This is a genomic window from Paenibacillus sp. V4I9 (assembly GCF_030817295.1).
Lineage (GTDB): Bacteria > Bacillota > Bacilli > Paenibacillales > NBRC-103111 > Paenibacillus_E.
Genome location: NZ_JAUSZE010000001.1, coordinates 3,958,037 through 3,977,351 on the forward strand (window position 1 = coordinate 3,958,037; position 19,315 = coordinate 3,977,351).

A 19,315-nucleotide genomic window follows, 5' to 3' on the forward strand; every position below is an offset into this window, starting at 1 on the left:
TGATGAAAATACTTAAATTAGGAGCCTCTAGGAGCTTCTATTTCTTGTTCATTGATGAAAAATGAAATTTAGCAGTCTCTAGAGGCTCTTATCTAATGTGTTGAAATAACTAAATTTGGCGTCCATCCCCATTAAATTAGGCCTTCACTAACGTAAATCGGCTTTATTTTGCGTGTCTTGGTTTTCTCTTTCGATGTGTTCTTACCCTTCACAGCAAGTGAATTCATCTCAAACGGATGACTTTCTGCTTTCCTCAACTTACCTTTCAATCGATGGATACGTTTCTCTAGTGCTTCCTCGACTTCGTTTTGACGTTTATCTCCACGGTGAAGTGAACGGCGGCGCCAGAGCTTTGCCCAAACCTCCTCAGCGTAAAATATCGCCTGAGCAAAGTTCTTCTCTCGATGCTCGTAATACATCGCTAGCTCCAAATAAGGCTCCAAATGAAGTGCAATGCTCGCGTTTTTGATGACAATCCATCGTTTCCACAATTCAACTGCGCGAAGATATTCACCATTTTTCTTATAAAAAGCTGCTAACAGAAGAATGGCTGATTCTTGATCAGTTGGATTAGATGCTTCCAGATCATTCATTAACCTAGCAAACAATATATCGAAGTAATTGTCTGCAATTGCAGAACGACCCATTTTGTCTAGCCACAGTCCTGTTCGAAACATTTCTTCTAGTTCGATTACGGGTTCGGGCTCGATTTCGATTTCTCCACTCAGCAGTTTGCCAAAATGTATGGCAAGTGCACCTAAAGTAACGATATCGTGCTCATTATGAACGAAAACACCCTCGAGTACGGATGGATTTTTCTCGGCCAGATATTGAAAATATAAAGCGGGTGCCATGGATCCCGGCACATCATCTACTCGCTCAAATCCAAGGCGGCTCTCTTCGACTTTGCTTAGACGACAAGATGGCAGCGTGTTTCGCCACAGACTTCGCGAGGGGTAAAGGAGATCAAGCTGAAGCAGCTTCGCATCATTCAATTTGAGTCGATTAAGTACATAGCGATTCTTTAGAATAGGCCAATCGAATGTTCGGCCATTGTAGGAAATGATATGCGTGAAGCGGTCGAGCAGTTCTTGCAAATAAACAAGCATAGCATGCTCTTCCGCTGGGTTACGAATCAAGAGCTGTTCTACCGTGAACAGCTCACCGGTATAAAAGCCGATGCCGACCATGAACGGCACGTTACCTGCACCGACGCCGAGTCCGGTCGTTTCGGTGTCGAAGAAGAGCAGCTCTTCGAGCCGGACGACGGCGTCACGGTCGTGAAAGCAGGACAGCTGCTGCGCAACATCGGCCAGCTCACTCAGCCGATACTTGCCGTGCACGCTGTCCGCGCCGTACACACGGCGCCGCATGACGAACGAGCCGGCCGGGCTCGTTTCTACATGGGCGCCGAGCTGCGCCCACTCGCCGTCTGCCGCAGGCAGGGTCGGCGGTGCAACCTGAGCCGCCGAAGGTCCCCGCAGGCGGCCCAGCCTCTCGCGGAGCCCGCTCATCGGGCACCGCCTTCGAGCTGCGCAATGCCGAGCAGCACATGCTGCTTATCATTGGCCGAACGCCCCGCCGACATCTCCTCGTCGACGGTAAACCAATAAGATCTCGTAAGCAGCTCTTCTTCGGGCAACCGAATAGTGCCAGCATCTATGTTCTTGTGCGTTCTCAAACGAAATTTAATGTAGCAGGGTACAGAACCACGTATTTTCATATTACCCCCAACAATTCTATACTTTTTTGTTTTGCGTTAAGTCCCTCTATTTCCGTACCAATACATGAAGGGCAGCCGTCTTCACAGAGACATTTTCGTATTAAATTTCTTGCCGCAGCTTTTATATCGTCAAAACGCCTATAAACGTCTTCGGCAAGTCCAATGCCGCCGGGGTAATGGTCATATATGAAAATCGTAGGCAGCTGCGTATGCTCGGCCCTTATTTGTGAAACTACGTGTATATCGCTTCGGTCGCACATTACATGAATTGGTACTATATGCCTCAGTACATTGGAAATTCCTAAAAGCAGTTGTTCCAGCGTTTTCGCCCCTAATGTCGGGTCTACCTCTTTTAACTCTATCCAGGTCGCGCTGGTATGCAGTTCTTCTTCGGGTAGGTTAATTGGACCGTATCCGATATTTTCGAAACTGGTTAAGCGTATTTTCTTAAACAGTGTTGGCATCGCGTTTACTCGAACATCGCCATAATGAAGTGATGTGGTTCGCCTGTTTTCCGTCCGGTCAACTTCTAATACTATAAGCTTTACCGCTAGGTTTGCGTCCGTGTAATATTCTACATCGACTTCCCGTACGTAGGCCTTCTTATGCTCCCAGTCCAGCTTCTCAACTTGAAACTGTACCCCTTCATGAAGATAAATAGCTTCGTCATGTAACAGGGTCATAGCGCTAAATCTGTCCATTTCCCCAATAATTTTTACATTCGCTACGTCCGACTGGTCGATTATGACTACATTTTCTTGTGCTGCCGAACGCAGACTTACTTCGCTTGCTGGGAAAGACTGATTCGCCCAGAAAAAAGAATCCCCCGCCTGATGCAGTACCCTTTCTTCTACCAGGTATTCCAAAATGTCGGCTATCTCTAAAGGCCCGAATTCTTCCCCCTTTTTCATTGGAAGTTCATAAGCAGCGCAGCGTAAATGATCAACAAGAATAATTAAATTTTCCGGGTTAATTCTTGCTGATTCCGGGGAACGGTCGAAAAAATATTCAGGATTTTGGACTATGTACTGGTCTATGGGTGTATTGCTTGCTACCATTAGGACCAGGGCTTCCCCATGCCGTCTACCTGCCCTGCCTGCTTGCTGCCAAGTACTTGCTACACTTCCAGGGTAGCCACTCATAATGCAGACTTGCAGTTGACCTATGTCTACACCCAATTCTAAAGCGTTCGTGCTTACTACGCCTAAAATTTCCCCGTTCCTTAACCCTCTTTCAATTTCCCTCCGCTGACTTGGTAAGTAACCGCCCCTGTAACCCCTTATAGATTTTGCCCCTAATTCATTCTTAACCAGTTCTTGTATGTGGCTTAAGATTATCTCTACTCGTACTCGACTTCGGGCAAAAACAATAGTCTGTACTTTATTTGCTAAGAATTCCCTGGCTAAATGGTTTACTTCTACTGTTGCGCTTTTCCGAATGTTTAACGCCTTATTAACAATTGGCGGGTTATAGAAAACAAAATGCTTCCTTCCCCTAGGAGCGCCGTTATCGTCAATTAGCCGCATAGGCTTTCCTGTAAGCTGTTCTGCTAGTTCCTTTGGATTTGCTATTGTCGCAGAAGTACAAATGAAAAGAGGGTTGCTGCCGTAAAATTTGCAGATTCGTTGTAATCTACGAATAACATTTGCTACATGGCTGCCGAAAACGCCCCTGTAAGTATGTAGTTCATCAATGACAATGTATTTAAGATTACTAAATAAACTTACCCATTTCGTATGATGGGGAAGGATTGCAGCATGTAACATATCTGGGTTAGTAATTACAATATGCCCTACAGTTCTAACAAGCTGCCTAATTGCTGGGGAAGTATCGCCGTCATATGTGAAGCTTTTTATATCAATGCCCATTTCCGTAATGATTTCGTTTAATTCGCTTTTTTGGTCTTGCGCCAGGGCTTTCGTTGGGAATAAGTAAAGCGCGCGGCTTCCGTCGTCTTCGGCTACTGCCTGTAATACAGGAAGGTTATAACAAAGTGTTTTACCCGAAGCAGTTGGGGTAACAGCAACAATATTTTCACCTTTACGTACAGTTTCATAAGCTGTGTGCTGGTGAGTGTATAACTGTTCTATTCCTCTTTGAGTTAATGCGGCCTTTATTCTTAGGTCTACGCTTTCAGGCATTGAACGGGTCTTTGCTTCTTGCGGTTCAACTTCATGCCAATTAACTATATTTTCATTACTTTTTAATCCTTGTATTAAATCCGATAGGGATTTTTTTCTTATCATATTTTCACCACTCCGCATAGAACGATTGTTCCCCTATTATAAACGTCTCACATAAAATAAAAAAGCCCCATTTATTTACTAGGGCCTCATTTTGTAACCTACTATTCATTTTTTCGCTTCGGTTTCCCGCCGCAGCCTTACAGAATATACGTTCGTATGTCTACATGAGATCGGATGAATCATCATAATCATACCGAATTCCTTCATGTTCTATGGTTGCCTGTTGAGCATTGACGGTGAGCGCCTGCTCCACATTCTCTTGCATTTTGAGCAAAACTTCATGATAATCTCTTGAACGATGCTCTTCCCTATCATGTTTCATCGCTGTTCTTAGCGCTCTTTCAATTATAATAACATCATGACTAGTAAAATTCACGGTTTCTCGCACCTCTTCTTGGTCCATCATTTCATAACCACTAGTTTTTCCATAATCATGAAAAACCATACCGTTCAAGAGGATTTTCAGAAACTCGTAATCGACTTTGAAATCAGGTAATATAAGGAAGATTACAAAATAAGGAGGAATTTATCGTGACAACTTCTTTACCTGCTGAAGTCGAATCCAATCGTCAACCTGACCACGAAATCAACCCTCAATTCCTAACACGTTGGTCGCCACGCTCCTTTACCGATCAAGAAGTGACAGAAGATGTTCTCCTTAGTCTTTTTGAAGCCGCAAGGTGGGCACCTTCCGGAAGCAACTTGCAGCCATGGCGCTTCATTATTGCCCGCACACCTGAACAGCGAGCTAAATTTCACAACTTCGTTATGCCGGTCAACCGGGAATGGTGCGAAAAAGCCCCCGTCCTCACCCTTGTCATTTCACATACCAAAACGCCTAAAGGCGGCGATAACCCAAGTCACGCGTTCGATGCTGGTACAGCTTGGGGTTACCTCGCTCTAGAAGCCAACAATCAAGGTCTAATCACTCACGCCATGGGCGGATTCGATCGGAATCAAGCCCGCGAAGCCCTTCAAATCCCTGAAGAGTACGATATTCATGCTGTGATCGTCATTGGTTACCGCGGCCCTGTTGAAGCTCTCGACGAGAAGTTCCAAGAGCGCGAAATCCCATCAGGCAGACGAGAGTTAAGCGAGCTTTTATACGGTGGAGAATTTGGTCAGACGCTTTAAGTTTATGAAAAAAGAACACTTCATCACGAGTGTAAAATACCGTGTCATGAGGTGTTCTTTCTTTTTATATGAATATTCAACCTTATCCATTCATTTCAAATCTATCAAACATACGGCGGGTCCCAAGCCTTCTTATCCCAACCGAGCGTGTCGCTGACCACGTTCATGTCCCGGTCCAGCAGCACATTGACGCCGAAAGGGAGCTTACGTTTATGCCAGAATCGCACATCGCGCCACTGCACCTCATAACCATCGTTCTTCTCTTTCCAACACACGTGAATCCGTTGTGCGAAGTGCAAGAAGGCACGAACACCATCCGTGGCCATGGTTGCCTGAACAATAGGATGTGAATCGTTCTGATTGTAATCCGCTTTACTATACTCCTCCTGAATCAATACGTGACCATGTCGGATCTCACCTAGATAGAAACATGTGTCATCCTCAAGTACGAATTGCCATTGAAACCAACTGAGGCTAGGAATGAGATGACAGATGCCATCTGCGAGGTTCAATTTACTTTTTACGAGCTTAACGAAACGATTGCGCTGCGAGGTTCTTATTGCAATATAGAAGAAGGTTGCCGCATATATCAAAGCGAATACCTCTCCGATATGGCTGCCACCATTTCCTTGCCAGATGAACAACCATAGTAGGACACCAAGGCCATGAAGAACAAATAAGAATGGTTCATAGAGACAGAGGGTGTCGAGATGGAACCATTTCTGCGAAAATGGACGGAAGCACTGGACGCCATACACATTGAACAAATCTAGAAATACGTGGAACATTACAGCTGCAAAAGTCAATAGATATAAGCTAATCAGATGCTCCCATACACCAAACAAGGCAGCAAGGGGCAAACTTAGAAGGATGGGCCAAATGAACAAAGCCGGCAACGAATGTGTGATCCCTCGATGAACGCGAACATAGTTCGCATATCCTCTCAGACGTGCAAAGGTGTCAAAATCAGGGGCATGCGAACCAATGAGTGTTCCTGCAAGTATGGCATGGGCCAGCGCTGGTTCCTGTGCAACGGCCGGTTCCAAACATGCCAATCCCGCTAACGTGACGCCGAACAATAAGTGGCTTCCAGTGTCCATGTGTCGATCACCAATCCTTTTGGTCGTTGTGTGAGTCATCCTGCTGCTTCCGTAGTCAAATCTATACTTCCGATCACATCGTTACTTGTGTTATTAGCAGCTGATGATGGGACCTTCTCCCACCGTTCATGAACATTAAACCAATAAAACCATGCCGAAGGCTGCTCACGGATCACACGCTCCATGAACGCATTCAAAAGCAAGTTTGCCTCTGCACGTTCTGAACGTCCTGAACGTCCTGTACGCTCAAATTGTTCGTGTAAATGCATAGGAGATCCAAAAACTAACCGATGTTTAAACCCTTTGACGCGATATCCATAGAAAGGTACAACTGGCACTTGATGCTCTAGCGCTAACATGGCTGCACCTTCAGGTGTACGAGTCAGTCGGCCAAATAACCTCGATAAAGGAAATGTCGGTCTCCAGAAGTCACCGAGGATGAAAATAACTCCGCCGCTCTGCACGTGCTTTTTCAATGTACGATACAGCTCCAACGGGGGGACACTGTCGTAATCTAAGCCATTACAACCCATAGCGGCAAACTTCATATACAGAGGTTTAAGTTCAGGACTTCCAGCTGAAGCCACTGTTAAGCAATCGAACTTCTGAGTCAAATACCAATAATAGTTGAAAAAGTTGCCAACATGAGGTGCATAAACAATGAATCCCTTACCCTCCGCTTGATGCTGTGCTTCTTGTAGATGTTCCTCACCTTGCACATTAAAGTGACTAGCATAAAGCTTTTTCAACCGAACAGAAAGGAAAAGAATTTCATAAAGTGTATACACGACATTTTGAACATAATGCTTGGAAATAGCCTTTAATGAACTCTTAGGCATTTCACCTAGTAAGTCTATTAAATTGTGTTCCACTCGCTTTAGAAACCCTTTTCGGAATACCCGATAAAGCACAAACGCTAACATAGAACAAGCAGCCGACATCATCCACATGGGATAAACACAGAGCACTCTCTCGATGCGATGCAGCCTACGTTCATTCAACGTCAGCTTGGCAATCCATTCATACAAGGTAAGTCCTCCTTACCTGCTTAAGTAGTCAGAAAGTGGCGTTTATAACGACGTGTAACCCGATCTTTTTGTAAAATAATAAAGAAATCTACGGTCTCAAATAGCTCATCATATGCCGGGTCTCCGCCAATCTCCGCTCCGAGCCATTGATAGCCTTTCATCAGAGGCGGCAGTTTACGGAACAGCTCTTTTTCATTGCTATCGATTTCCATTCGAGTAAGGCCAGGGATTCGATGCGTAGCAAGTGGTTCAATACCGAATCGGTCTGTTATCACTTGCTTCTGGCGCAGCATCGAGTAGATCAAATTGAGTTCCTCCAAATTGCCCACATGCACACTCGCACAACCAATTAAATGCGTATAATTCCGCTCGCTAATATAACCAGCAATGCCTTCCCAAAGGAGTTGAATCGCTTTTCCACCACGATATTCGGGAGCAATACAGCTCCGTCCAAGCTCCAGCGTTTGACTTTTCAATTCTGAATAGGCCGTAAGATCAAATTCAGTTTCGGAATAAAATCCGATCCCGCTCAAAGCTCGATCCCCAGGCAGTAACCGATAAGTACCGATCACTTGCTCGGTTTCGATATCTTTCACAATGAGATGATCACAGTAAGCATCGTAGACGTCTTTCTCAAGCCCCTGCTCATTCAGCATCCTCATGTTCTTCTCTTCCTCGACGAAAACTTGATACCTAAGTCGCATAGCCTGCTCAATCTCTTGTGCGCTGCTTGCAAGCCTAACCGACAGCTTGGCATGCTGGGGCGCCGTATTCAGAAGTGGTCCACTCATCTTCCTCACGCCTTTCAACTGGAGTCTAATAACTCAAGATTAGCAGAGGATTATTAAGTGTTCGTTTTCGTGTTATTAAGAATTTGTAATATTTCGTGAATACTCTTTACGTATTTGTGGCTAAAAAAAAGAACAGAGCTCTTATTACGAGCTCTGTTCCTCAACATGCACGGCACTATTTTAACCACATGTAAATGGGTATAAATAAAATCGAAGTCATAATCCCACAAATCCCCATGGATAATCCAGCAAATCCACCCTGCTGTTCAGAATCCTTGAATACTCTGGCTGTTCCAATGCCATGAGCCGCTGTCCCAATTGCAATGCCAATCGAGATATCATCTCTAATTCGAAACCAACTCAAGATCCGAGTACCAAACATACTGCCCATCAGCCCAGTTAAAGTGGTTAATACCGCTGTTAATTCCGGAATCGCGCCTAACCGCTCGGCTATTTCAATTGAGATGGCCGAGCTTACCGATTTGGGAAGCATACTTAGGATAATGGCCTGACTTCCTCCTAATAACCCCACAATGGCTGCACTAGCTGAAATGCCTGTAATTGAACCCGCTAAAACACTTATCAAGACACGCGCCAAATTTCTACGTATTAATTCTTTATATTTGTAGAGAGGTACGCCTAACGCAACTGTAGCAGGCCCTAGTAAAAGCGTCAGCACGTCAGCCCCTCGTTTAAAGTCCTCATAAGGAATACGAAAGCATACTAATACAAGGATAATGAACCCCGTACAACTAAAAAGAGGGTGCATAAACCGCCATCGTTGGTACAACAAATTGGCTAACGCATAGCTGATTACACTTAGAGAAAGACCAAACAATGGATGCTGCAGTATGCTATTCGCCATATTTGTTACTCTCCTGTCCTAACTTTGACGATACCCAACCCGTTACTACAAGAACAGCCACCGTTGCACCAACAGTCCCGCCGCAAATAGCAAGCCAATTAGCTCCAATGATCGGAATAAAGGCTAGAATGCCAACCGTAAAAGGAATAAAAAAGAGCATCATATGCCTCGTCAACAGCGAAGCCGCTTCTTCCACCCAAGCCAGCTTTACGAGCTTAGTGAACAAAGCCGCGGTAAAAAGAATGAGCCCGATCACGTTGCCTGGCAGCGGCAGGTGCAGGCTCATCTGAATCACATAACCTAAGAAATTAAAGCCTAGTAATATAGCAAAACCGAGCATAAAATTCTCCAATCCAGCTGCGAGCAGCACTATCCTGAGTCTCTGTAATAATTTCGTATTTCCCTAAACATAACACAAAAAATCGAGGACATAAAAATAGAAAGCAGCACTTCGGCAAGTGTAATTTCCATATGATCACCTCGGTCAACGTGGGATTTTGTTTATTGTATGTGGGAAATCAGGGAAATTGACTTCTTAAACAGTGAATAATCTTATTCACCTTGTGGAATCGTATAACAGGATGTCAATCTATCGCCTCAAAGGGAGGGAAGAAATACTATGGCAAAGCCAGACAATCGTGAAGATAATCCAGCCCGTTTGCAGAACGCCATCGACCATACGATGGCTAATTTGCGCGAAGCTGAGGACTACTTGGACGAACATGCAGATGAAATAACTGCCGAGGAAAAACAGAGCATCGAATCCAAGAATGAACGCCGTAAAGAAAGCATTAGCGGCTTCATCGAGGAGAAAAAAGACGAATCGAACAGATAATTAAAGCGAGAAGCCACTTCCAAAATTCGGGTGTGGCTTTTCTTTTTTTACCCTTTGCGCGGCACGTCAAAGCCCCAGAAATCCTTAGCTATGTAGCTATTGATGTGAATCTTTTGAGCCTCTTGCAAAAGCTCCATTACGGCATCCCCCTGATATCGCGAGCTAATATGAGTCATGATCAGCGCATTCGCTCCCGCTTCCTGCGCAGTTCTTGCCGCGTCGATCGAAGTGGCATGATCAAACGAATACGCAAGCTCCTGCTTGTCCATGGCGAATGTTGCCTCGTGCACAAGCACATCAGCGCCTCTTGCCAAGTGCTGAGCCCCGCTGCAGTAGCGCGTGTCACCAAGAATAACGACGATGCGCCCCGGTATTGGAGCGCCTAGAAAATCAGTCCCATGAAGCGTACGACCATCCTCCAACTGGACGGATTGGCCTTGCTTCAATTTACCATAAAGCGGACCCGCCGGGATGCCGAGTTCCGTTAGTTTTTCCTGCATAAGCTTGCCGGGTTGATCTTTCTCTATCACTCTGAAACCGAAGCATTCAATGCGATGCTCTAGTCGTGCCGTCTCGACTTGGAAGGTTTCATCTTCGAAAATCAGACCTTCTTCCTCAATTTCCACGATTTGCAGCGTATACGTTAAATGAGCCCCGCTTACTGAGAGGGCCGTCTCAACAAAGCTCTTCAGACCCCGCGGTCCATATAGCGTAAGAGGTGTATCTCCTCCTAAATAGGAACGACTCGTTAACAAACCAGGTAGACCGTACAAATGGTCCCCATGCAGATGCGTGATGAAAAGCATCTCCGTTCGTCCCAATTTCACTGGAGAATTCAGAATCTGCTGTTGCGTCCCTTCTCCACAGTCGAACAGCCAATAGGTTCCACGTTCATCCAGCAAGTTTAATGCTATTGAGGTGACATTTCGTTGTTTGGAGGGCATACCCGCCCCCGTACCCAAAAAATACAAGTCCACGATCTAAACTCCATTCTATCTAAAATCACGATGCCAAAATGTAAAGCGAGGACGCCGACGAACCATGTAGTTCGTATAAGCTGCCTCGCTTTATACATAAGCTTTCTATCCTACGTTGAAGTAACGAGCTTCCTTATGGGCAAACACGATCGCTGAAACTGATGCTTCCGGCTCCATCATAAATGACTCCGTTAACTCTACGCCTATATCCTCTGGCTTCAGCAAGTTGAACAATTTCGCTTGGTCCTCGAGATTCGGACATGCCGGGTAACCGAAGGAGAACCGTTGTCCGACATATTTAGCCCCAAATCTCTCCTGCATTGTCATATCTACTCGATCAGCTATCCCCCATACATCTCGCATGATGTGATGAATCCGCTCGGCAAATCCTTCAGCCATTTCAAGTGCCGTGGCCTGAAGGGCATGGGATTTCAAATAATCCCCTTTATCCCGCCATTCTTTAGCCAATTCATTTATATCATGCCCTGCCGTAACAAGTAAGAAACCGACGTAATCCATTTGTCCGCTTTCTACTGACTTTAGGTAATCGGATAAACAAAGATATGGTTCTTTATCCTGACGCGGGAAAGTGAAGGTCTCTAGCACTTTACTGTGATCCTGCGGGTCATACACGATGACATCGTTGCCGCTGGATTGTGCTGGGAAGAAACGGTACATCCCGTGGGCTTTGATAATCCCATTATGCTGAGCAGCATATAGAATTGAATCCACTGTATCTCTCAACTGAAGGGCTTTCGTATCTTTATCGCTAAGCAGCTGCTCTACTTTACCTTTCAAACCAAGATGATGTCCAAGCAGCATCTGCATGTTGACATAAGGCATCAGATGGCTAATCGGGTAATCCCTCATGATATGGCGTTCTGTATCCTGCGGCACTTGCACAGGAAGATCCTTGGAAACAGCAGACGAACTCACGCGTGTGAGCTCCGGCATTTTCTCTTCCTTCTTACCGGTATCCATAACATCGGATTCCAGGCTCTCTCTCAGCTCCTGAATGAGTCGCTTGCGCTGCTCAGGATCACTTAATCGGTTCGCAATATCTAAACCGTCCATCGCATCCTTCGCGTACAGGACAACACCCTCGTATTCAGGCTGAATACGCGTTTTGGTGAATTTACGTGTTAGTGCAGCCCCACCAACCAGAATCGGCACATCCACACCAGCCGTGCGTAAATCCTGCGCGGTTATGACCATTTGCTGCGCAGATTTCACGAGCAAGCCTGATAAACCAATTGCATCCGGCTTTTCTCTTCGGTAAGCTTCAATAATTTGTTCCGGAGGTACTTTAATCCCAAGATTAATGATTTTATAACCATTGTTCGATAGGATAATTTCGACCAGATTTTTACCGATATCGTGGACATCACCTTTAACGGTTGCTAGAATAATTTTCCCCTTAACCGCTGTTTCGGATTTCTCCATGAATGGTTCCAGGTAATTAACTGAAGCCTTCATCACTTCCGCACTTTGTAAAACCTCAGCCACAATCAGTTCATTGCCATTAAAGAGGCGTCCAACTTCCTCCATCCCCTTCATGAGCGGTCCGTTGATGACTTCAAGCGGCGAATAAGTCTGTAAGGCAATTTCCAAATCAGGGATGAGCCCTTCCTTGGTCCCCTCCACGACATAAGAGCCAAGTCTTTCTTCCAGAGACAGATTCGAAATCTTCTCTTTCTTCTCCACTTTTTTCTCACGGAAATGGGCAACGAACTTTGCCAATGTCTCATCATTCGTATTGTAAATAAGCTCTTCAGCTAATTGGCGTTCTGTATCCGGGATGGAAGCGTAACGCTCCAGTTTCTCTGTATTCACAATAGCATAATCTAGGCCTGCCTTCGTACAGTGATACAAATAGACGGAATTCAGTACTTCACGCCCAGCGTCAGGTAAACCGAAAGAGATATTACTTAAGCCAAGAATCGTTTTTGCTGCAGGATATTTAGCTTTAATCAGCTTGATGCCCTCAATCGTCTCTACGGCGGAACCGATATACTGCGGATCCCCAGAGCCTACTGGGAACATATTCGGATCAAATATAATATCCTCAGGATTCATGCCATACTTCTCTGTCAAAAGCTCGTAGGACCGCGTCGCCACTTCGATCTTCGCTTCACGCGAAACGGCTTGGCCTCGTTCATCAATGAGAATACAAACAACGGCAGCCCCGTAACGTTTGATTAAAGGTAAAATCCCTTCGAACTTCGTTTCGCCATCCTCCAAGTTAATGGAGTTAATGATCGCCTTACCTTGGGAGTACTTAAGTCCAAGCTCAATGATGTGGTCATAGGTCGAGTCAATCATTAACGGAACTTTGACTTTCTTCACAACCTGCTGCATGAACTCTTCAACAGCATAAGCCTCGTCAATGTCAGTATCCTGCAGGTTAATATCAATAACATGAGCGCCGTTCTTAACTTGATTACGTGCAATTTCAGAGCCCTCTTCAAACTTCCCTTCTTTAATCAGGCGTTTGAATTTTCGTGAACCTGAAATATTGGTCCGCTCGCCAACCATGATAGGACGATTTTCTGGCTCGATAAATAACGTTTCAATCCCTGAGACAGCAGGTAAATGCGTACCATATTGCGTTCTTGGCTTATACTGAGATAATGTCTCGGCCATTGCACGAATATGTTCTGGCGTTGTCCCACAACAGCCCCCGGCAATATTGAGCCAGCCTTGCTCAGCAAATCCGGCCATCTTTTTAGCTAAAGATTCGGGAGACTCGTGGTAATGTCCGTTCTCGTCCGGCAAACCGGCATTCGGATAACAACTAATCGCTGTTCCAGCAATATCAGACAACGTTCGGATATGATCCCTCATAAATTCAGGGCCTGTAGCACAGTTCAAACCCATTGAAATAGGCTTCAAATGTTCCAAAGAAATATAGAAGGATTCAATATTTTGACCGGCTAGCGTTGTGCCCATCGGTTCAATGGTACCCGAGATCATTATCGGAAGTTCAACACCTAATGTTTCATACGCTCTGCGAATTCCGATACTGCCTGCTTTTACGTTCAGAGTGTCTTGCGAAGTTTCCAAAAGAAGTGCATCCACCCCCGCTTCAACGAGAGCTAACGCTTGCTCGTAATAGCTCTCCTCTAGTTGAGCGAATGTTACTCCACCGGTTACCGACAACGTTTTGGTCGTAGGACCCATGGCTCCGATAACATAACGAGGCCACTCAGGTGTCGAATATTTATTCGCTGCCTCGATGGCAATTTTAGCTGCAGCAAGATTTAACTCGCGATGACGGTCTTGCAAATCATATTCAGCTAATACCACACTCGTAGTCCCGAATGTATTCGTTTCTATCATATCAGCGCCCGCGGCGAAGTAAGCTTCATGAATTTTGCGGATAACGTCCGGACGTGTTACACATAGAATTTCATTACACCCGTCTAGATCATCGCTTCCGAAATCATCAGCGGTTAAGTTCTCTTGCTGAATCATTGTACCCATGGCACCATCTAGGATCATGATCTTCTTTTTAAGCTGCTCTTGTATCGGTGTTTTGGTCATTGCATGACTCCCTTTCAACTTATCCTAAAGCAATAGAGAATAAAAAAAAACGACAAATTATGTTATGGTTTAGTGTAACAGAATCCGGCTTCTATGAAAAGAATTTGAATTATCACTTTTACCTATAGGCTTTATCGGAAATCCTTATGTTCAACCATCGACAGCTGGCTACATTTCCACTATAATACAAGTATATTTTCTTTGAAAGAGGGATGCAGTATGGCACAAATAAGAATTCGCAATACCAATGAACGTATTGAAGGCCAAGAGCAAGTCAAAGCCTTCTTGGATAGTCAAAATGTTGTTTATGAACACTGGGACGCTAACAAGCTTCCGGAAACACTGCGTGAGAAATTCATTCTAAGTGATGAAGAAAAAGCTGAAATTATTAGTACTTATGAAGAAGAAATTCGTGATTTGGCTGCTAGACGCGGTTATGAAATTTGGGATGTTATCGCGCTTTCCGATTCAACGCCTAACATCGAAGAGCTCCTGAAGAAATTCGAACAGGTGCACACACATACGGAAGATGAAATTCGTGCCATCGTTTCTGGACGTGGTATTTTCATTATCAAATCCGAAAGCGAAGTTGGCTATTTTGACGTTGAACTTGAACCAGGCGATGTTATCTCAGTTCCTGAGAACACGAACCATTTCTTCACACTAATGGATAATCGTGAAATCGTTGCAGTTCGTCTCTTCATTGAAAAAGATGGCTGGGTTGCTTATAACATTGATGATCCCGAATTTATTAAAGCCTAATATTTTATATGAGAACAAAAACCCAACAGCGCTGGACTTAACGTCCTAAGAAGCCGTTGGGTTTTTATTTATTGTATGTTATCCATTTGTAATAATCGGCAAAATATCCTGAAGACGGGAAACCTCATATACAGGAACAATTTCATCTCCACTTTGAAGCCCATGATGATTAATCCAAATGTTGCGCATGCCTACGCTGCCAGAACCAAGGATATCGGTTGTCAACTTATCTCCGATCATAATTCCTTCCTCTGCTTCTATCCCAAGTAGTCCCAGCGCATGATTAAATATAGATGTCGCTGGCTTACCTACACCAAATTCGCCGGAGATCACAATATGATCAAAGTATGGTGCGATATTTGGAACACCTGCTAATTTTTCCTTTTGCAGATCTGGCGAGCCATTCGTTAACAACAACAATTGATAGCTACCTTTCAAAGCGTCCAATACTCGGAACGTTTCCTCATATACGTAAGGACGGCGTCGGCGTTCTGCTGGAAATAGTTCTCCAAGCTTATACCCGAGCTCACGATCCTCTATCCCCAACGCCGCAAGCCCTCTTGTCCAAGACTCAGTACGATATCCTGGCGCTAGTTTCTCAAGCTTACGAAAGTTCTCATTCTCACCTTGTGTGAAATTTGCCCATAAGCCTTCGAAGGGATTAATACCAATCATTTTGGTAAATGCAAAGGTTTCAAAAGATTCATATAAAGAACGCGCTACTTTGCGAACAGAAGCTTCCAATTCCTCGGGATTCACGGCAACGTGTTTTGCAGCTTCAGCACATGTCGCTTCGAAAGCTTCCTGCACACTGCGATCATCCCACAGCAGCGTATCATCTAAATCAAAAAGTACGGCTTTCAACGTCATCATTCATTTCCCCTTTTGAAAGTTGTATCTATGTGAGCAGCAATTACTCTTCGTCCGTAAACTTGATGGAATCAAGTTGAACTTTAAGATTGCCACGGAATGCTTCAATATACTTCTTTCTGAGTTCATTGCGTTCATCGATTTCCGCATCTGTTAAGCCAACTGTTTTCGCTTTACGAGCAAGCTCATTAATACGTTCGATATTCTGTTCCATGTTGTCACTCATAATGATCCTCCCAGTCAAAAATTCAATATGAGTACTACTTTGCCATCCCTATTAAGGAATGTCAAGAGACAACAAAAAGAGGCATAGGAACATGTCCAAGCCTCATCGTATTTAGAGTCTATTAAAAAAGCATGGTGAAATTAAGGAAGCAATAAAACCTGTCCTTCTTTTAAGGAGCTGGTGGTTAAATGATTGATTGTCTTTAATTTATGCATATAGGAACGAACGTTCTCATCTCTTTTTTTATGTGTGGAAGCAACATCCCAGAGTGTGTCTCCTCGTTGAATAACGATTTGAGCTTGTACGACTGCTTTCGAAGTAATGTTAGTAGGCATCACGGAAACTGGGGTTGTTGCGTTTGCAGCCTCATCCCCTGCATAGGCTTGAACAATAGCACCGAATGAAAACACTGTACCAAGAATAATTGCTAATAAAATGAAGCGAACAATCGCTTTTGTATAACTAGAATTAAATGTCATCCCTTTGGATGTGCTAGCAGATCTATGAGGTGTGTGTGTTGTGTTAGTGTTTGAATAAGTCATATACATGAGTAATCATCTCCCAAACATTTGTTCTGGTATTAGAATAACACGAACACATGTTTGAGTCAACCCTTTTCTCGAACTTATGTTTGTACGAACTCGGGTTCTATGTTATACTTTGGGTAATGATTCCCAGTATTGGAGTGATAACTATTGAGTAAGATTTCGCAGCGTCAACAAGCTATATTGGAATTCATTAAGAATGAAGTGAAAGATAAGGGGTACCCGCCTTCCGTTAGAGAAATCGGCGAAGCTGTTGGACTAGCTTCTAGTTCTACCGTACATGGTCATTTGGAGCGTCTTGAGAAGAAAGGTATGATTCGTCGAGATCCTACAAAGCCTCGTGCTATTGAAATTCTAGGACTTGACGGTGCTGAAACGCATTTTGCGGTTTCTGTAGCTCGCGTGCCTCTCGTTGGTAAAGTAACTGCCGGTGTGCCTATTACAGCAACAGAGAACATAGAAGACTACTTCCCTCTTCCTGTCAGCATGGTAGGAGATAACAATGTGTTCATGCTTAGCGTTATGGGTGACAGTATGATCGAAGCCGGTATTCATAATGGCGACTATGTCATCGTTAAGCAACAGCAAACCGCGAATAACGGAGACATTGTTGTAGCAATGACGGAAGATGATGAAGCAACGGTGAAACGCTTTTACAAGGAAAAGGATCACATTCGACTTCAACCGGAGAACTCAGCTTTGCAGCCTATCCTTTTGAAACATGTTACGATTCTTGGCCGCGTCATTGGTTTGTTCCGGGATATGTAATAGCCCTACAGCCCTTATTCTACATACAATACCAATGAGAAAGAACCGAGAGGACAATAGTCCCTCGGTTCTTTTCGATGTAAACAGCCTTGGTCGTATGAAGCTACGGATCAAATGGGTAAACTTAAAGCATAGATGAGCATCTGATCCAAGTATAGATTTTCAAAGTTTATAGTATAACCTCTAATCCCGTCTTAACCAAGAAGCCGAGCTGGATTCAGATAAGAGTCTTAATAGACTGCTATTACGTCATTTGGATCGCATTTTGCGCTTTTAGAAGTTTCTATTGGCTTCTATTAGGCAATAATCGGCCCCTACTTACTTCAGTTTAAAGGAATGGGGCTGTCCCAAAAGTCATATTTGGAAAATTCAGCTCCCACTTTATGAATTTCGCATTCTGCCTGCTACTTCCATTGGATTAATCCAGTGATAGTAGGGATTTGGCGGCCTAAAAGTCAATTCCATTGGATTATTCCAATAGAAACACGAATTTTGTCTTCTATCTTCTATCTTCCGTCATCCATCTTCTATCTGTTCTCTATGCCCTTTAATAAACCCATAAGAACTTCCACCTTAGAAATCAAGCTAAAAAACCAGCTAATTTATCAACTAAAATGCAAGCGCCCAATTTCCACGACGGAAAATAGGTTCAACGGTACCATCACCACGGATACCATCGATCTCAAGATCAGTCGTCCCGATCATGAAATCAACATGAATCAAACTGGTGTTCCCACCTCGAGTTTTTAGCTCTTCGCTTGATAAAGATACGCCATCCTGCAAATTGATCGGGTAGCAGCTGCCTAAGGCCAGATGGCAGGATGCATTCTCATCGATGCCCGTATTGTAGAAAATGCGGTCAAGATTAGAGATCGGCGAATCAAAAGGTACGAGAGCAACTTCTCCCAAATACCGTGCGCCCTCATCCATATCTAGCAACCTAGTTAGATGCTCATAGCCGACTTCTGCCTGATAATCCACAACTTTCCCGTCCTCAAACTTGAACGAAAACTGATCCACAAGCGCCCCATTCACATTCAATGGCTTGGTGCTTGACACAGTCCCATGAACTCCTGTTCGCTTAGGCATTGTGAAAACTTCCTCGGTCGGCATATTTGCTACGAATCGTATTCCACTTGCGTTCTCCGTATCACCGCCAAGCCAAATGTGGCCCTCCGGCAGTTCAACGCGCAAATCTGTTCCTGCCGCTCGATATTGAAGTGCCTCGTATTGCTTCTCATTCAACACGCTGCGAACGCGCTTCAATTGATCCATATGAACTCGCCAAGCCGCTACCGGATCATCTTCATAAACGCGGTTTATCCGGAAAATGGCCTCCCACATCGCATCGATCCGCTGTTCTTCAGGCAAATCAGCATACACTTTGGATGCCCACGCCACCGTAGGCGCTTTGATTAAGCACCAACTGAACTTGCTTGTTCTCACATATTGTTGATACTTTGATCTAGCCGTAGCCATGGCTTTGGATGCTCTAGAAATCAGACTTGCATCAATACCCGCGTACAAATCAGGATCCGGCACTTTGATATTCAGTAAAGCTCCACCGTTTTCTACAAAGCGTTCTAACATACTCGTATACCACTCTGGGTAATAATCAAGCGCTTCCTCATTGGCATAATCGAATCTACTGCGAGTTATCACATCATCCTGCCAGTGCACTTGGACAAAATTCGCCCCCGCCTCATAGGCTTTCTTTACGATAATTCTAGTCAATTCTAGGGATTCAATCGGTGACTCTATCATCAGATCCTGGCCTTTGTGGAGATTAACCCCTACTTTGACTACAAGTTCAGCATACTTTTCCAAATTAATTTGAAAGTTGTCCAACATTCTTATGATCTCCTTCGCGTGAAAAAGCCCATCAGTTCAGAAACATTCCTG

At 44.4% G+C, this 19,315-nt stretch carries 19 protein-coding genes; 4 read left to right on the forward strand and 15 right to left on the reverse strand.

The window, feature by feature from the left end; genetic code table 11:
- Positions 1 to 131 precede the first annotated feature (131 nt).
- The 4 genes from QFZ81_RS18645 to QFZ81_RS18660 form a co-directional block, all read right to left on the reverse strand.
- The gene (locus QFZ81_RS18645; RefSeq protein ID WP_307603995.1) at positions 132 to 1,514 is read right to left on the reverse strand and encodes a ribonuclease H-like domain-containing protein; all 1,383 of its coding nucleotides are present in this window, start codon (positions 1,512 to 1,514) and stop codon (positions 132 to 134) included.
- Positions 1,511 to 1,723 (reverse strand): hypothetical protein, encoded by a 213-nt coding sequence (locus QFZ81_RS18650; RefSeq protein ID WP_307603997.1) that lies wholly within the window; start codon positions 1,721 to 1,723, stop codon positions 1,511 to 1,513. The genes QFZ81_RS18645 and QFZ81_RS18650 overlap by 4 nt, the downstream gene beginning before the upstream one ends.
- Positions 1,720 to 3,966: a DEAD/DEAH box helicase gene (locus QFZ81_RS18655; RefSeq protein ID WP_307606956.1), complete on the reverse strand. Its 2,247-nt coding sequence runs from the start codon at positions 3,964 to 3,966 to the stop codon at positions 1,720 to 1,722. The genes QFZ81_RS18650 and QFZ81_RS18655 overlap by 4 nt, the downstream gene beginning before the upstream one ends.
- Positions 3,967 to 4,129: 163 nt before the next feature.
- Positions 4,130 to 4,423, reverse strand: a complete 294-nt coding sequence (locus QFZ81_RS18660; RefSeq protein WP_307442137.1) for a hypothetical protein — start codon at positions 4,421 to 4,423, stop codon at positions 4,130 to 4,132.
- Positions 4,424 to 4,500: 77 nt separating this feature from the next.
- Here QFZ81_RS18660 and QFZ81_RS18665 point away from each other — a divergent pair, with 77 nt between their 5' ends.
- A complete protein-coding gene (locus tag QFZ81_RS18665; protein ID WP_307603999.1) occupies positions 4,501 to 5,103 on the forward strand; it encodes a nitroreductase family protein in 603 nt (200 codons plus the stop codon).
- A 104-nt stretch (positions 5,104 to 5,207) separates the two neighbouring features.
- On the opposite strand, the gene QFZ81_RS18670 is transcribed toward QFZ81_RS18665, so the two are convergent.
- The 5 genes from QFZ81_RS18670 to QFZ81_RS18690 all read right to left on the reverse strand — a co-directional run bounded on the left by QFZ81_RS18670 (position 5,208) and on the right by QFZ81_RS18690 (position 9,227).
- Entirely contained in the window at positions 5,208 to 6,203 is a 996-nt protein-coding gene (locus QFZ81_RS18670) for a metal-dependent hydrolase (RefSeq protein WP_307604001.1), read from the reverse strand.
- Positions 6,204 to 6,238: 35 nt separating this feature from the next.
- Complete coding sequence (locus tag QFZ81_RS18675) at positions 6,239 to 7,231, reverse strand: lysophospholipid acyltransferase family protein (protein ID WP_307442132.1); 993 nt, start codon at positions 7,229 to 7,231, stop codon at positions 6,239 to 6,241.
- 20 nt (positions 7,232 to 7,251) lie between these two features.
- A complete protein-coding gene (locus QFZ81_RS18680; protein WP_307442130.1) occupies positions 7,252 to 8,022 on the reverse strand; it encodes a GNAT family N-acetyltransferase in 771 nt (256 codons plus the stop codon).
- 175 nt (positions 8,023 to 8,197) lie between these two features.
- On the reverse strand, positions 8,198 to 8,887 hold the full coding sequence (locus QFZ81_RS18685) for an LrgB family protein (RefSeq protein ID WP_307604003.1): 690 nt from the start codon (positions 8,885 to 8,887) through the stop codon (positions 8,198 to 8,200).
- Positions 8,877 to 9,227, reverse strand: a complete 351-nt coding sequence (locus tag QFZ81_RS18690; protein ID WP_307604005.1) for a CidA/LrgA family protein — start codon at positions 9,225 to 9,227, stop codon at positions 8,877 to 8,879. The genes QFZ81_RS18685 and QFZ81_RS18690 overlap by 11 nt, the downstream gene beginning before the upstream one ends.
- Before the next feature lie 279 nt (positions 9,228 to 9,506).
- Between QFZ81_RS18690 and tlp the strand changes: the two genes are divergently transcribed.
- Entirely contained in the window at positions 9,507 to 9,722 is a 216-nt protein-coding gene (gene tlp / locus QFZ81_RS18695) for a small acid-soluble spore protein Tlp (protein WP_307442126.1), read from the forward strand.
- Between the two features lie 47 nt (positions 9,723 to 9,769).
- Here tlp and rnz read toward each other — a convergent pair whose 3' ends face one another.
- A complete protein-coding gene (gene rnz / locus QFZ81_RS18700) occupies positions 9,770 to 10,699 on the reverse strand; it encodes a ribonuclease Z (protein ID WP_307442124.1) in 930 nt (309 codons plus the stop codon).
- A 105-nt stretch (positions 10,700 to 10,804) separates the two neighbouring features.
- Positions 10,805 to 14,242, reverse strand: a complete 3,438-nt coding sequence (gene metH, locus QFZ81_RS18705; RefSeq protein WP_307442122.1) for a methionine synthase — start codon at positions 14,240 to 14,242, stop codon at positions 10,805 to 10,807.
- Between the two features lie 219 nt (positions 14,243 to 14,461).
- Here metH and QFZ81_RS18710 point away from each other — a divergent pair, with 219 nt between their 5' ends.
- Positions 14,462 to 15,004, forward strand: coding sequence for a 1,2-dihydroxy-3-keto-5-methylthiopentene dioxygenase (locus QFZ81_RS18710; protein WP_307442121.1), 543 nt, complete (start codon positions 14,462 to 14,464; stop codon positions 15,002 to 15,004).
- A gap of 78 nt (positions 15,005 to 15,082) precedes the next feature.
- On the opposite strand, the gene QFZ81_RS18715 is transcribed toward QFZ81_RS18710, so the two are convergent.
- The 3 genes from QFZ81_RS18715 to QFZ81_RS18725 all read right to left on the reverse strand — a co-directional run bounded on the left by QFZ81_RS18715 (position 15,083) and on the right by QFZ81_RS18725 (position 16,648).
- On the reverse strand, positions 15,083 to 15,874 hold the full coding sequence (locus QFZ81_RS18715; protein ID WP_307606957.1) for an HAD family hydrolase: 792 nt from the start codon (positions 15,872 to 15,874) through the stop codon (positions 15,083 to 15,085).
- A gap of 43 nt (positions 15,875 to 15,917) precedes the next feature.
- Positions 15,918 to 16,100 (reverse strand): DUF896 domain-containing protein, encoded by a 183-nt coding sequence (locus QFZ81_RS18720; protein WP_047677001.1) that lies wholly within the window; start codon positions 16,098 to 16,100, stop codon positions 15,918 to 15,920.
- 140 nt (positions 16,101 to 16,240) lie between these two features.
- Positions 16,241 to 16,648, reverse strand: coding sequence for a LysM peptidoglycan-binding domain-containing protein (locus QFZ81_RS18725; RefSeq protein ID WP_307604007.1), 408 nt, complete (start codon positions 16,646 to 16,648; stop codon positions 16,241 to 16,243).
- A gap of 147 nt (positions 16,649 to 16,795) precedes the next feature.
- Here QFZ81_RS18725 and lexA point away from each other — a divergent pair, with 147 nt between their 5' ends.
- Positions 16,796 to 17,413 carry a transcriptional repressor LexA gene (gene lexA, locus QFZ81_RS18730; protein ID WP_047676998.1) on the forward strand — a complete coding sequence of 206 codons (618 nt, stop codon included), beginning with the start codon at positions 16,796 to 16,798 and terminating at the stop codon, positions 17,411 to 17,413.
- Between the two features lie 609 nt (positions 17,414 to 18,022).
- Here lexA and QFZ81_RS18735 read toward each other — a convergent pair.
- Positions 18,023 to 19,261, reverse strand: coding sequence for an aminopeptidase (locus QFZ81_RS18735; protein ID WP_307606959.1), 1,239 nt, complete (start codon positions 19,259 to 19,261; stop codon positions 18,023 to 18,025).
- Between the last annotated feature and the right edge of the window lie 54 nt (positions 19,262 to 19,315).